General features: G+C 40.3%; 12 protein-coding genes. 9 read left to right on the top strand and 3 right to left on the bottom strand.

All coding sequences use genetic code 11. The features are described from left to right. Positions 1-340: 340 nt before the first annotated feature. Positions 341-865 carry a peptide deformylase gene (gene def, locus FXN70_RS11430; protein ID WP_324647589.1) on the bottom strand — a complete coding sequence of 175 codons (525 nt, stop codon included), beginning with the start codon at positions 863-865 and terminating at the stop codon, positions 341-343. A 134-nt stretch (positions 866-999) separates the two neighbouring features. Here def and FXN70_RS11425 point away from each other — a divergent pair, with 134 nt between their 5' ends. The 3 genes from FXN70_RS11425 to FXN70_RS11415 are packed head-to-tail and all read left to right on the top strand — an operon-like array spanning position 1,000 to position 3,938. Continuing rightward, positions 1,000-2,145 (top strand): LysM peptidoglycan-binding domain-containing protein, encoded by a 1,146-nt coding sequence (locus tag FXN70_RS11425; protein WP_324647588.1) that lies wholly within the window; start codon positions 1,000-1,002, stop codon positions 2,143-2,145. A gap of 11 nt (positions 2,146-2,156) precedes the next feature. Then, positions 2,157-3,347 (top strand): DNA-processing protein DprA, encoded by a 1,191-nt coding sequence (dprA, locus tag FXN70_RS11420; RefSeq protein ID WP_324647587.1) that lies wholly within the window; start codon positions 2,157-2,159, stop codon positions 3,345-3,347. A gap of 21 nt (positions 3,348-3,368) precedes the next feature. Then, positions 3,369-3,938: an L-threonylcarbamoyladenylate synthase gene (locus FXN70_RS11415; protein ID WP_324647586.1), complete on the top strand. Its 570-nt coding sequence runs from the start codon at positions 3,369-3,371 to the stop codon at positions 3,936-3,938. Positions 3,939-4,646: 708 nt separating this feature from the next. Here FXN70_RS11415 and FXN70_RS11410 read toward each other — a convergent pair. Further along, positions 4,647-5,138, bottom strand: a complete 492-nt coding sequence (locus tag FXN70_RS11410; protein WP_324647585.1) for a disulfide bond formation protein B — start codon at positions 5,136-5,138, stop codon at positions 4,647-4,649. A gap of 19 nt (positions 5,139-5,157) precedes the next feature. Next, the gene (gene gshA, locus FXN70_RS11405; protein WP_324647584.1) at positions 5,158-6,732 is read right to left on the bottom strand and encodes a glutamate--cysteine ligase; all 1,575 of its coding nucleotides are present in this window, start codon (positions 6,730-6,732) and stop codon (positions 5,158-5,160) included. Positions 6,733-7,161: 429 nt separating this feature from the next. Between gshA and FXN70_RS11400 the strand changes: the two genes are divergently transcribed. From FXN70_RS11400 to phoR, 6 genes are all read left to right on the top strand, one after another. Continuing rightward, complete coding sequence (locus tag FXN70_RS11400) at positions 7,162-7,719, top strand: CC0125/CC1285 family lipoprotein (protein ID WP_324647583.1); 558 nt, start codon at positions 7,162-7,164, stop codon at positions 7,717-7,719. 14 nt (positions 7,720-7,733) lie between these two features. Then, positions 7,734-9,041, top strand: coding sequence for a DUF445 domain-containing protein (locus FXN70_RS11395; RefSeq protein WP_324647582.1), 1,308 nt, complete (start codon positions 7,734-7,736; stop codon positions 9,039-9,041). Positions 9,042-9,229: 188 nt separating this feature from the next. Next, on the top strand, positions 9,230-9,403 hold the full coding sequence (locus FXN70_RS11390) for a hypothetical protein (protein ID WP_420714413.1): 174 nt from the start codon (positions 9,230-9,232) through the stop codon (positions 9,401-9,403). A 230-nt stretch (positions 9,404-9,633) separates the two neighbouring features. Beyond that, a complete protein-coding gene (locus FXN70_RS11385) occupies positions 9,634-10,998 on the top strand; it encodes an MATE family efflux transporter (RefSeq protein ID WP_324647591.1) in 1,365 nt (454 codons plus the stop codon). A gap of 168 nt (positions 10,999-11,166) precedes the next feature. Beyond that, the gene (gene phoB / locus FXN70_RS11380; protein ID WP_324647581.1) at positions 11,167-11,874 is read left to right on the top strand and encodes a phosphate regulon transcriptional regulator PhoB; all 708 of its coding nucleotides are present in this window, start codon (positions 11,167-11,169) and stop codon (positions 11,872-11,874) included. A 9-nt stretch (positions 11,875-11,883) separates the two neighbouring features. Continuing rightward, positions 11,884-13,248 carry a phosphate regulon sensor histidine kinase PhoR gene (gene phoR / locus FXN70_RS11375; protein ID WP_324647580.1) on the top strand — a complete coding sequence of 455 codons (1,365 nt, stop codon included), beginning with the start codon at positions 11,884-11,886 and terminating at the stop codon, positions 13,246-13,248. Positions 13,249-13,292 lie beyond the last annotated feature (44 nt).

The raw sequence follows: 13,292 nt of genomic DNA, 5'->3' as shown, positions 1-13,292 counted from the left end.
TAATGATTCGTCATCATCAAGCTAGGTCGGCCATATTACTCTCTTTAAAAAGAAAGTCAACTAGTAATTCGAAATATTTTTAACTTATTTAATAATCATTCAATTCAGCACTTTGTGCTAACTTCCTGTTTATCAACAAGTTTTATTTCTCATCACCGCCGATGGATGTGCATTCTACAGCATTTCTAAACCAATACAAGCTTTTTTTAAATTCTTTTTTACCAACCGTATAAACTTTAAACTCAAAACACACAAACCACTGTTTTTTATCAATTATTATTTTTAGACTTTTGCACTGATTTAAATCAATTTAGCTCAGTGCATGTCATATTGTAGACTTTTAGCGTCTTAATGCTTCTTTTTCACGCTGTCTTGCTGCTTTTTCAACTTTTTCACGCGCACGTTGACGTTTTAATGGTGATAAATAGTCAACAAAAAGCTTGCCATCTAAGTGATCCATTTCATGTTGAATACAAACAGCAAGTAAACCATCTGCATCAATTTCAATTTTTTCACCATCAAGGTTTAAAGCTTCAATTTTGACACGTGACGGACGAGCAACTTTGTCGTATATTTGAGGAACAGATAAGCAACCTTCTTCATAAGGCTGTGTATCTTCTGTTAATGGGGTTAGTTTAGGGTTAATAAAAACAAGGGGCTGATCTTTGTTTTCAGAAATATCCATAACGATAAGCTGAATATGTTGATCGACCTGCGTTGCAGCCAAACCAATACCCGGCGCGTCATACATGGTTTCAAACATATCTGCAGCTAGCTGACGAATTTCAGCCGTAACTTCTTTCACTGGTTGCGCAATGGTACGTAGGCGTGGGTCTGGGAAACTTAGAATAGGTAATAAGGCCATAAAGCCCTCCTCTACAAAACAAATTTCTTTCATTTATAGCAAATGAAGAAATAAGAATTCTACTTCAATAGAAAAACGCGATATAAGTTCGTTATTATAGCGCAATTACAAATATCCATTTAGGAAATATGATAATGAAAAAGGTTTTAGTGGGGAAAAACCAGTTCTCAGGTTCAAAAGTAAAACGACATCTTGCCGCTCTTGTCTTAGGGCTAAGCCTTAGTACTTGTTTTGTTTATCAAACCCATGCATCACCAAATCCGACACCTGCTGTTCTAAAAACCAATGCCCCTCATGTCTATGTGGTCCGTAAAGGTGATACTTTATGGGCAATTGCAGGCAAATTTCTGAAAAGCCCATGGCGCTGGACAGAAATTTGGGCCAATAATCGTCATGTAAAGAATCCACATTGGATTTACCCTGGCGACCGCCTATTACTCTGCTCATATCAAGGACGACCACTAATTGGTAAAGATGAAGGTGACGGCTGTGAAGGAATTGTACGCCGCCATTTAGGTGCAATTAACCTAAAACCTCAAGTGCGTGTTGAAAGTGACGATGCTATTTCAATTATTCCATTAAAAGACATTGAAGTTTGGCTCAAGCGTGCCACTATTTTAGCACCAGATTCAGTTAAGAATACGCCATATGTGGTTGGTGCAGCAGATGAACGCTTGCTTGCAGGTATTGGGCAAACCATTTATGTTAAAGGGAATGGACTTAACATTGGACAACGCTACGGCATATACCGTGAAACTTCACCCTATACTGCTTTAGATGCCAATAAAAAATCTCATACCGTTGCAATTGAGCTTTTAGAAGTCGCAACAGGGATTAGCACCAATCAAGAAGGTGAAATCACCACCCTTGAACTAGATAAAAGTTATGACAAAGAAGTACGGCGTGGCGATATAATTTTGCCAGAATTGTCTGCAGACTTGCCAAGTTACTTCTACACCAGCTCACAAAATCAAGTGACTGAAAATGGAAAAATTATTCGCGTACTTGATAATATTGGCAGTGCAGCTAAAAATAGTATTGTCACGATTGACCGTGGTCGCTTAGAAGGTACGCAAGCAGGTCAAGTGTTTAAGGTGTATCAACAAGGGGCTATGGTTACCGACATCAAAACGGGTAAAAAAATCACCTTACCCAAAGAAGCTGTCGGCACTATTATGATTTTGCGCAGTTTTGATCATTTAAGTTATGCCTATGTCTTAGAAAGTACTCTGCCTATTAAAACTGGGGCTTTTATCGCTCCACCAATGGCTTCTGATTAAAGGAATAGCCAATGTTGAATCAAATATCAGCGCCGCATTTATCCTGCATTCAGCTTTGGTATTTGGTTCAGCATTCTTATAGTGCTTACCATAAACTCATCACACATTTTGGCAGTAGCGATGCGGCAATTCACCCTAAGAACTTACAACGCTGGTCAGAGTTAAATCTTCATAAAAATCATATTGAACGTGCTAAACAGTTTCATACCCAACAAGAACAACACAGATTTGCACAAACCTTAGCACTTATTGAGCAACATTGTGACTTCATTTGCATCACACAAGATTCAACCTACCCCACCCAACTGCTGCCTTATGATGATCGGCCACCGATTTTATTTGGACAAGGCAATGTTTTACATTTAAGCCAACCACAAGTTGCAATTGTTGGCGGCCGCAAAGCATCACAGCAAGGCTTACAAATTGCCTATGATTTTGCCTATTATTTGGCAGAAAAAGGCTTTTATATTACCAGTGGTTTGGCCTTAGGAATCGATGCTGCTGCACATTCAGGTGGTTTACAGCATCAACGTACCATTGCAGTAATGGGCACTGGCATTGAGCAAACCTATCCGTCATCACACGCAAGGTTACGGCAAAACATCATTGCTCAAGGTGGTACAATCATTACAGAATTTCTTCCAAAAACTTTACCCTTGGCAGGTTATTTTCCACGCCGAAATCGAATTGTCAGCGGCTTAAGTCTTGGGGTTGTTGTTGCTGAGGCAGCACTCAAAAGTGGCTCGATTACCACAGCACAGGCTGCAGCTACACAAGGAAAAATAATTTTTGCGATTCCTGGACACATTTATCAAGAACAAAATCGAGGTTGTCATCAACTCATTCGTGAAGGGGCTATTTTAGTCGATCATCCTGAACAAGTACTTGAAGATTTAGCTTTACCAACCCAATGGCAAATGCAACCGCAACCGCAACCGCAACCGCAACCGCAACCGCAACCGCAACCGCAACCGCAACCGCAACCGCAACCGCAACCGCAACCGCAACCGCAACCGCAAGATATTCCAACGCACTTACAGGCTATTTATCAAGAGCTTGATTGGGTAGGAGTCGATTTAGATCAATTAGCATTGCGCTTAAAACAACCTGCTAATGTACTGTCAGCACAGCTGATGGAACTCGAGCTTCTTGGCTTGTGCTTACAGCAAGCAGGACGGTATAGTCGTAGCCATTCTCTATAAATTGATTTTGGCGCAAACATAATGATCACCTCCTCCGCTGCACAAGCTGCACAACTTCTCAAAAGAGGCCAAGTTTTAGCTTACCCAACTGAAGCCGTTTGGGGCTTAGGCTGTGACCCATTTAGCCAAGATGCATTTTCTCAAATTCTAAGACTAAAACAACGTCCAATTGAAAAAGGTGTGATTTTACTCGCATCATCGATTGCACAAATTGAACACTTACTCACCCCATTAGAAGCCAAAATGCAACAACGCATTATTGATAGTTGGTCTCACAAAAAAGTAGATGATCAGGCTGTTACTTGGCTTTTACCAAGCCATGCCACTATTCCAAATTGGATTACAGGACAACACCCAACTGTTGCCGTACGGGTTACCCAGCACCCATTGTGCCAACGCTTATGTGAGGAACTTGGTCATTTTATTGTATCAACAAGTGCCAATCCTGCGGGTTTAGCACCTGCACAAAATATAAAACAAGCACAAACCTATTTTTCAGAACAGGTAAATTATTTAACTGGAGATCTTGGTTTAAGCCCTCTCCCAAGTAAAATTATTGATGCACTTTCAGGACAGGTGATTCGAGAATAATCAAAAAATAGGCAAAAAAAAGCTCAGTCAAAAGAGGTTGTGACTGAGCGAAAATGAGTTCGAGGTATCATAGGTTTACAGCCAATTACGATATCTTTGTCGACTTTCGTCTGAGAACGAAGGCGATTATGGATGATTTTATTTTAATTTAAAAATAGTTTTTATGTCTTAATATTTTAAGTTTAATTTAATAAAACCCATATATAGCAATCATCGAACACATTAAAACAAACCACAATTCATAGTAAGTAATAGTTTAAATCTATATAAAAACATCATCATCCATGTGTTTATATTCATGCTAGGAATAAGGTACTTTTTAGTTCTCAAAAGTTATCTAATTATTTGTTATTTTAAAAATAATTATTGAATCAATCAAACTGCTTTGTGCGCGCTTACAAGCTTCAGCATCATATTTAACGCCGTAAAACGGTTTGCCAATTACCGTTGATTTTCGAGCATCTGTGGATTTTGAGAACGTAGCATTCGACAACTCTAAACGGCATGATATAAAAGTTAAACTTACATTGGATCTTAAACCGATACTTTTTTTTCAAATAAATTGCTATTGCATTTTGATTTTTTATACTTATTGCTTGGCAAGATCAATTTATTGAATAATTTCTTTTGCAGCATATAAATGCTGAAATTTCGGCTACTTCATCAGCAAGGTAATAAAAAAACCACCCGAAGGCGGTTCTAATCAACTTAATAACGGCGGAACACTTGCCAAATCGAAAGCAAAAGTAACCCACTAAAAAATACAAGTGACCATACAGGTAATGACTGTCCTAAAAAGGTCCAATCAATTTTGGCACATTCACCCGAACCCGTAAGTACCTGTGAAAGGACATCTTTCCACGGTAAAACATTAACCAAATAATTCAAACCCGGCCCACAGCTTGGAACTTGGTCAGGTGGTAAGTGCTGAATCCAAACATGACGCGTTGCCACACCCGCAGACCACAGCACACCCAATCCTGCAAGTGCAGCATAAATACGCTTCATCGCCGTTGAATTTGGGTTATGAATCAAGGCAATTAAGGCGAAAACACCCATCGCCATGAGTCCAACACGCTGAAAAATACACAGCGGACACGGCTCTAGGCCTTTGAAATGTTCAAGATATAAAGCAAATGACATCCCAATAATACTGCTAAGCAGCAATAGGGCATTCACGTGGCGATAACTGACTCGCAAAGGTATATCCTCTTTTCGTTTAACGAAATTGCTGTAAATATTCTGTAAATGGTGGTGCAGGCTGCTGCTCTAATTGCTGCTGAGCATCGAGTGACTGCTGCACCAAAGCTGTAAAATAATCCTGCTGCTCTGCCGATAATTGATGCTGTTGTAATTGAGCAGTATGGTTTTGGGCAAGATCACTTCCCATTTTCCATGTCCCACCAAAATGTAGCATATCTTCAATCACCCTTGCAGAAGGAGTTTTGCTTGGGTCTTGCGTACGAATAAGCATGGTTGCTAACGCTGAACTATACAATACTGATTGGCTACTTTCATCAAATAATCCTGCAAGCGTTTGCATCGCATTTAAATGCAAATTCAACCAGTCGGTTAAAGTATAAATTGCTTGTGGCGTTTGTATATTGAGCTTTGGTGCACGACCTTGCTCAACTACTGCAAGATGGTTTTGCTCAATTAAACTTTGCTCGGTCTCACTAATTTCAGGGCTGTCTTGCAACAAACAATACAATGCCAAAACTTCTAAAAATGCAGCACTATGTTCATCAATGCCAATTGGACTATATGGATTGACATCTACCGCACGTAATTCGACATAAGCCACACCACGGTTTTGCAATGCTTGCGATGGCGTTTCATTAGCTTGTGGAATTTGTTTAGGACGAATCAAACTGTAATATTCATTTTCAATTTGCAAAACATGGTCATTAATTTGAATTGGCTCGCCTTGTTCATCGTCTAGCCCAAGTGCAGTAAATTCAGGATACGGTGTTTTAATTGCCCGTTGTAAGCCTTGCAAATACGCATCTAGGTTATTGTAATGAATGCCTAACTGCTTTTGCGCCGAGTTTTGATAACCATGCTTACCCATGCGTAATGCAGTTGCATAAGGTAAATGTAGTGTTCCCCCAACGAGTGGGGTTAAATGATGCTCACGACCAATTAAAAAACTGCGGCAGACGGTCGGGCTTGCACCCAATAAATACACCACCATTGGGATGAAGCGAATGAAATTACGAATCATGCCAAAATAACGTTGGCTACGATAATCTTGTAAACTTAACTTTTTAAGTTGAGGATCGAGCTCATTTTTTTGTAGCTCAAGAAACAAATTATCTGGAAAAGAAATATTGTAATGCACCCCTGCAATAGTTTGCATACGGCGACCATAACGTACACCCAAACCTTTCCGATACAACGTTTTAAATAAACCAATATTGGAACTGCCGTATTCTGCTAAACGAATTTGCTGTTCATCTTGATCGAGCATACACGGCATAGACATTGGCCACAGCTTCTCCCCTTCAGCCAATTGCTGATTCACAACTGCATGTATGTCTGTTAAATAAGCCAATGCTGCGGTAATTGAGCTTTGTGGTGGGGTAATAAATTCAAGTAACGCTTCTGAATAATCGGTGGTGATATGCGGATGAGTTAATGCCGAACCTAAACCTTTTGGATGAGACAATTGCGACAAATAACCATCATGCTGCATACGCAAACTTTCTCGCTCAATCCCTCGTAATGTGCCTTGCAATAAGGAAGCATTGACCCACGCAGGGACAACAAAAGATTGTGCATTCGCTTGACTCATACAGATTTACTCACCTGAATTCTAAATTTTCGATTTTACTCATCAAACTTCTTGCATCGCCCAATGTATTCCGTCTAAATTGCCAGAACATTAGCACAATAAAAGAAGTTTACTGTCTGTTCAAATGAACTAGACAAACATGTTTAGCTTACAAGGTCTTGCCGCTTGTGCAAGGCTGTTCAGCATATTATTCAAAATAAAGCATCTTAAAGATGTGCTTTTATAAGAATCACTTCAAAAAAACAATCGCTATTTTTAGAACAGAGCATATCAAAACCTTATTTTCATGCTGTATTGTTTAGTTGATGGCTCAGCTTGCCCCCTTTTTGCGCTATATTTCTATACAAAATTACAACGCGATCTTAATGCTCAAATCATACTCATTCGCTACAACACAAGTATTAAACTAAAGGTTTGAAGGAATACACCATGAACAAAACCCTCTTGGGGCTACTCATTAGCGCTCCTCTTGCGTTATCTGCTTGTAGCACGCTTTCAACACAACCACGTAGTTTTGACCAACTCGGTCATTTCAGCAGTTATCCACTCAATAATCAAACCTTTCGTATTGGCTTTAAAACCGAACGTGATATGAGCTATGGCAGTGCACAAGAAATTGCACTCGTGAAAGCTGCACAAACTACATTACAACAAGGGTTCCGTTATTTTAAAGTCGTAAATGACCCGAGTAATCACAACCAAGCGCCTATGCAGCATCGTGTAGTTTACCCTGCACCACCACCAATGTTTTATCCTTATAGTCCTTATCGTCATATGGGTTTTTATGACCCATTCTTTAATAGCCCACAAGTCGTTACCTTTAGCGATCCCACCGAAGTGTCTTACACCATTGTCTGCTTTAAAGAGAAGCAACGCCATCCTGATGACGCATTTGATGCTAGCCTCATTTTAAAGTCATTAGGGGCAAAATATGGCTTAAGTCCATTTGGTGATATGCTACCTGCTTCAACCTCCACCACCCCTTGATTTAGGACGGCGCAATGGGTCTTACCACTCAACCAGACTCTCCCAACTTACAACGCAGCAAACGCTTTGCTAGCATTGCCTTAATCATTGCGATTATTGCATGGCTTATTTTGATTGTGAGTGCAAAATTTTTTCCGCAAGACACGCAGCTCATTCATATTTTAATGTTGGGTGCAGAAGCAGGCGTGGTGGGTGGACTTGCAGATTGGTACGCCATTACCGTGTTATTTCGTAATCCGTTTGGGCAGTTGCCCATTCCACGGTTTTTACGTGACCACACCGAAATTATTCCACGTAACAAAGCCCGCATTGCAGAATCGATGGGACGATTTGTCCAAGAAAATTTTTTATCACCAAATGTTGTGCAAAAAACCTTGGCTCAAACCGATTTAAGCATGAGTTTAGGCAAATGGCTTGCTTCACCACAAAATAGCCAACAAGTGACTTTATTAATGCAACAAAGCTTGCCCAAAGTATTCGACTTTGTTGGACAAGAACAAATTGCCCGTTTCATTCAAACCAATAGCGTGCAGTGGGTACGCAACACCCAAATTAATGGTCTTGCCAGTGAAATGTTACATGCCATTTTAGACAACGACTTTCATCAAGATTTATTACAACATGGCTTAGATATGGCGCATGAATGGGTGATTGCACACCCTGAACAAATGCGCGATATGACAGAAAAAGTCTTTAAAGAATTGGGCGTTGGAAAACTTGCGAAAGGTTTTCATTGGATTGGCATCGACATTCAGCAGCGTAGTATCGACAGTTTATTAATTAAAGTAGAAGCCATGCTCGCCGACCCTGAGCATCCGTGGCGGCAGCACATTGAAAATTATGCACATGGCTTAATGCATGCTTTGGCAGATGCCAATAGCAATGCCAGTATTCGGCTAAATGCCACGAAAAATGCATTGCTCGAAAGTCCACAAATGCTTAACTTCATGAGTGGTGCAGTGGTCATTTTATGTCAAGCGATTAAGCAAGATTTAGAAAAAACCAATTCAGGGATTGCACTCAATTTACGTGCAGCAATTGAATTATTAGGGGATAATTTAATCCAAAACAATGATGTTCGCCAATTGCTCAACCAACGCTTAAGTAGTGCTGCTATTGGGTTCAGTGATCAATATAGCAATAAAGTGATTCGTTTTATTAGTGAACGGATTCACGAATGGGACTCAACCGAAATGATTGCCAAAATTGAAAACGAAGTCGGTGGTGACTTACACATGATTCGGGTCAATGGCGTGGTGGTAGGTGCGTGTATTGGCTTAATTTTAGGGCTGATTCGTGCAGGACTTGAACTGTGGCTATAAGCTACAGCACTATCTACTCTAAGCCATTGTTTGGATATTTTGCATTCACTGTTTAGATATGTTATTCCTCTCATTCAAGAGGAATAACAATATGCCAAGCACAGGTTTGTGCCAATGCCTTTGCAATTTCACAGCAAGGTAATGTCATTGGACTGACTGTTGCAGATCAAACTGCGGTTGCAGCCTGTATGCAGTTTTTAGATGATCATCGTACCTTGGTAGAACCTGCTTGCGGGGCAACGCTATCGGTTTTATATGATCAAAAAATTACATTTTCTCCAACCGACCAAGTTCTCGTGATTGTATGTGGTGGTGCAACTACAAGCATTGCACAATTACATGACTATGCGCGAATGCTATAATTGCACAACCAAACGCTTTAACAAAAATCATCGGCAAAGAATCATGATGCCAAATGCTTTCTCTAATAACTGAATTTGCTCGAAAGCATCGATTTTTAGCCGCACAATATCATTATCCTAATAACAAAAAATTTAGCACAGGTAGATTGGCACTGCATTTACAGCAAGCCAACGTGGCGTTTTTTTAAATGCTTGTAAAATACAATGTAGATAAGGGCATTGAATTAATTATGAAAAAAGGCTTGGTTTTTTCCGAACAACATTTATGGAAAACCTTTTTGGTTTTTGTATTGCCTTTGGTTGCCACCAATATTTTACAAAACCTTTCAGGTACCATTAACAGCATTTTTGTCGGACAGTTTTTAGGCGTCGATGCAATTGCTGCCGTATCCGTGTTTTTCCCCATTTTATTTTGCTTAATGGCATTTGTAATTGGGCTTTCGGCAGGTACTACAATTTTGGTGGGGCAGGCTTGGGGGGCACAAAATATTGAACGCGTACAACAGGTGGTTGGTACAACCCTATTTTTGACTTTCTTCGGTGGTTTAATCATTGCCGCTTTTGGCATTGTCTTTGCTCCACATTTCTTACAAATACTTGGGGTAGATCAAAAAATCCTACCTTTAGCAATTCCGTATATGTGTAGTATGTTGGCAGGTAGCCCCCTGTTATTTGTCTACATTATTTATACTTCAGTGCTGCGAGGCGTTGGCGATAGCATAACGCCATTGGTTGCTTTGCTAATGACCAGTTTATTGGGATTAGTGATTACTCCTGCCTTTATTCAAGGTTATTGGGGATTGCCTAAACTTGGAATTGTCGCTCCTGCGATTGCATCAATTACGGGAAATATTGCAGTACTGATCTTTTTGGCTGTTTATTTAAATTTTAAACAACATCCGCTGCGCCCAAATCGACACTTTTTAAAGCAGTTACGCCTACAACCTCAACTTGCAAAAGCCATTTTAAAATTAGGTATTCCAACCGGCATTCAAATGGTCACCACCTCTTTAGCAGGCTTGGTTGTGGTCAGTTTAGTTAACCAATACGGCGCACATGCCACCGCTGCCTATGGTGCGGTCAATCAAGTACTCAACTATATTCAATTTCCAGCACTTTCTATTGCGATTGCTTCCTCAATTTTTGCAGCGCAAGCCATTGGTGCGAATAAAGCCTACTTACTTGGTAAAGTCCTGCGCACAGCAATGGGCATGAATTTGCTCATTACAGGCAGTTTAATTGTGTTGGCCTACTTATTTTCATGGCACTTAATGGCACTGTTTATTACCGAGCCAAGCGTCATGGCTTTAGGACAGCAATTGCTATTTATCATGCTATGGGCTGTTTTATTTTTTGGTGCGAATGCTATTTTTGCCTCAATTATGCGCGCAAGCGGCACAGTCACTGCCCCAATGCTCATCAACATTGGCTCAATTTTATGTATTGAATTGCCCTGTGCTTACTTGTTTAGTCATTTTTGGGGACTAAAAGGCATTTGGTTTGCTTACGCATTAGCTTTTGTCTGCTTATGTTTGCTACAAGGTGGCTATTATCACTTTGTTTGGAAGAAAAAAAGCATTCACCGTTTGCTATAAAACCAAAAATGAATGGCAGATGTCATATTTTTGTCATTGTCGTATCTGCATTTTGTCACAAATATGCTTTAAAATCGGCCAGTGCCCTTCCACTTGAAATGATATTGTCACAATTAAGCTTTGTAATACTTACATCACAGAACAACACTTTTAACAGGATAAAAGATTGTGAAAGAGGATTATATTTTAATTGTTGACGATGAATTACCCATTCGTGAAATGATCCATACCTCGTTAGATATGGCAGGTTTTCAATGCCTACAAGCAGAAGATGCCAAACAGGCACATCAAACCATTGTTGACCAACGCCCCGCACTCATTTTACTAGACTGGATGTTGCCAGGTGGAACCAGCGGTGTCGATTTATGTCGCCGCTTAAAACGTGATGAAAGTTTATCTGAAATTCCGGTGATTATGCTCACTGCACGCGGCGAAGAAGATCATAAAGTACAAGGCCTAGATGCTGGCGCAGACGATTACATGACGAAGCCATTTTCGACCCGTGAATTGGTGTCGCGTATTAAAGCGGTATTACGTCGTTCCAATGCCCTCAGTGGTGAAAAAACCATTGATGCCAATGGCTTATTGCTTGACCCTGTCAGCCAAAGGGTTAGCTTTTCTGATACAATTTTAGACATGGGCCCAACCGAATATCGTTTACTGGCTTTCTTTATGACGCACCCTGAACGCGCTTACACACGTGCCCAATTACTCGACCAAGTATGGGGTGGTAATGTTTATATTGAAGACCGCACTATTGATGTACATATTCGCCGTTTGCGTAAAGTACTTGAACCTTATGGTGTCGACCGTTTTGTGCAAACCGTGCGTGGCACAGGTTATCGTTTTTCAACCCGTGCAGATGTCTTAGGATAAACCTTTTGTATGTATGAACCTTATCCAACCCCTGAACTTAGCCACGAATATAAAAATTATCGTTATAGTTCACTTTGGCACTATGCCAAACAGGATTTAAGACAACTGTTCTTTTTTATGGTGATTGCAGGATTAGTTGGGTTTGGTATTGGTTACTTTTGGATCTGCATTGCGCTTGCCTGTTTCCTTTTTATTGTCTTGCAACTACGTGCCCTATATTTAGTCAACGCTTGGATTGCCAATCGCCCTTATGACGTACCGCCTAATTTAGATGGTATTTGGGGTGCATTACTGTTTAATATTTACCGTTCACAACGCCAAGAGCGGGTGGTACAAGCCGAAATGGTCGGTTTAATTGACCGTGCGCAATCCTCTTTAATTGCCTTGGCTGAAGCTGTTGTTCTAACCGATGAATTGCAACAAATTGAATGGTGGAATCCCGCTGCTACCCAATTGCTTGGCATTCAAGAGCTTGATCGTGGGCGCAACTTATTGGGTATTTTGCGTCAGCCTGCTTTTATTGATTATTTTCATCATTTAGAACAACATCCCGATGGTATTAAGCTCAAACTGTCGCTCGAAGAAGAACGCTATGTGCAAATTAAACTGACCCGTTTTGGTACAGAAAGTCGTTTACTGCTCGCCTACGATGTCACACGCATGCACAACCTAGAACAAATGCGTAAAGATTTTGTTGATAACATCTCGCACGAGTTACGTACACCACTTACAGTACTCAGTGGTTATTTGGAAATGTTCACCGATCAAGATGATTTTAATCCACGTTGGAAACGTCCTTTCGAGCAAATGCAAGCACAAACGAAGCGTATGAATGCTTTGGTGAATGATTTGTTATTGTTATCTCGACTTGAAAATGACAAAACCATTGCCAAAAACCAAATTGTAGATATGCGCGGTTTAATGAATCAACTATTTGATGATGCACAAGCCTACAACTCAGAATATGGACATCAACTCAATTTAGACATCGACAGTCATTGTGACTTAATTGGCTCGGATATCGAATTAGCCAGTGCTTTTGGCAACTTAATTACCAATGCAATTAAATATACCCCTAAGGAAAGTGGTGCAATTACCATTGGTTGGCATGACGACCAAACCCATGGCTATTTTACTGTAGAAGATAATGGCATTGGGATTGACCCCAAACATTTACCACGTTTAACGGAACGTTTTTATCGGGTCGATACTGCACGTAGCCGACAAACAGGCGGTACAGGTTTGGGGCTTGCAATTGTGAAACATGTTTTAATGCAGCACGGCGCACATTTAGAAATCGTCTCTCGTCCAAATCAAGGCTCATGCTTTAAAGCCGTATTTCCTAAAGAACGTCTTTATCAAACAGAGCATTGAGTTTTGCAATTTACCTATTTTCAATCTCGTTCTTAGCATAAATT

Origin of the sequence: Acinetobacter sp. MD2 (assembly GCF_035615575.1) — a bacterium.
Classification (GTDB): Bacteria; Pseudomonadota; Gammaproteobacteria; order Pseudomonadales; family Moraxellaceae; genus Acinetobacter.
Note: the sequence above shows the minus strand (reverse complement) of the source record. Positions and strands in the feature narration are given on the sequence as shown.

Coding starts and splice junctions, on each gene's coding strand:
- phoR (WP_324647580.1), top strand. CDS start 11,884: ATGTATGAACCTTATCCAACCCCTGAACTTAGCCACGAATATAAAAAT.
- gshA (WP_324647584.1), bottom strand. CDS start 6,732: ATGAGTCAAGCGAATGCACAATCTTTTGTTGTCCCTGCGTGGGTCAAT.
- FXN70_RS11385 (WP_324647591.1), top strand. CDS start 9,634: ATGAAAAAAGGCTTGGTTTTTTCCGAACAACATTTATGGAAAACCTTT.
- FXN70_RS11395 (WP_324647582.1), top strand. CDS start 7,734: ATGGGTCTTACCACTCAACCAGACTCTCCCAACTTACAACGCAGCAAA.
- def (WP_324647589.1), bottom strand. CDS start 865: ATGGCCTTATTACCTATTCTAAGTTTCCCAGACCCACGCCTACGTACC.
- dprA (WP_324647587.1), top strand. CDS start 2,157: ATGTTGAATCAAATATCAGCGCCGCATTTATCCTGCATTCAGCTTTGG.
- FXN70_RS11400 (WP_324647583.1), top strand. CDS start 7,162: ATGAACAAAACCCTCTTGGGGCTACTCATTAGCGCTCCTCTTGCGTTA.
- FXN70_RS11425 (WP_324647588.1), top strand. CDS start 1,000: ATGAAAAAGGTTTTAGTGGGGAAAAACCAGTTCTCAGGTTCAAAAGTA.
- FXN70_RS11415 (WP_324647586.1), top strand. CDS start 3,369: ATGATCACCTCCTCCGCTGCACAAGCTGCACAACTTCTCAAAAGAGGC.
- FXN70_RS11390 (WP_420714413.1), top strand. CDS start 9,230: ATGCAGTTTTTAGATGATCATCGTACCTTGGTAGAACCTGCTTGCGGG.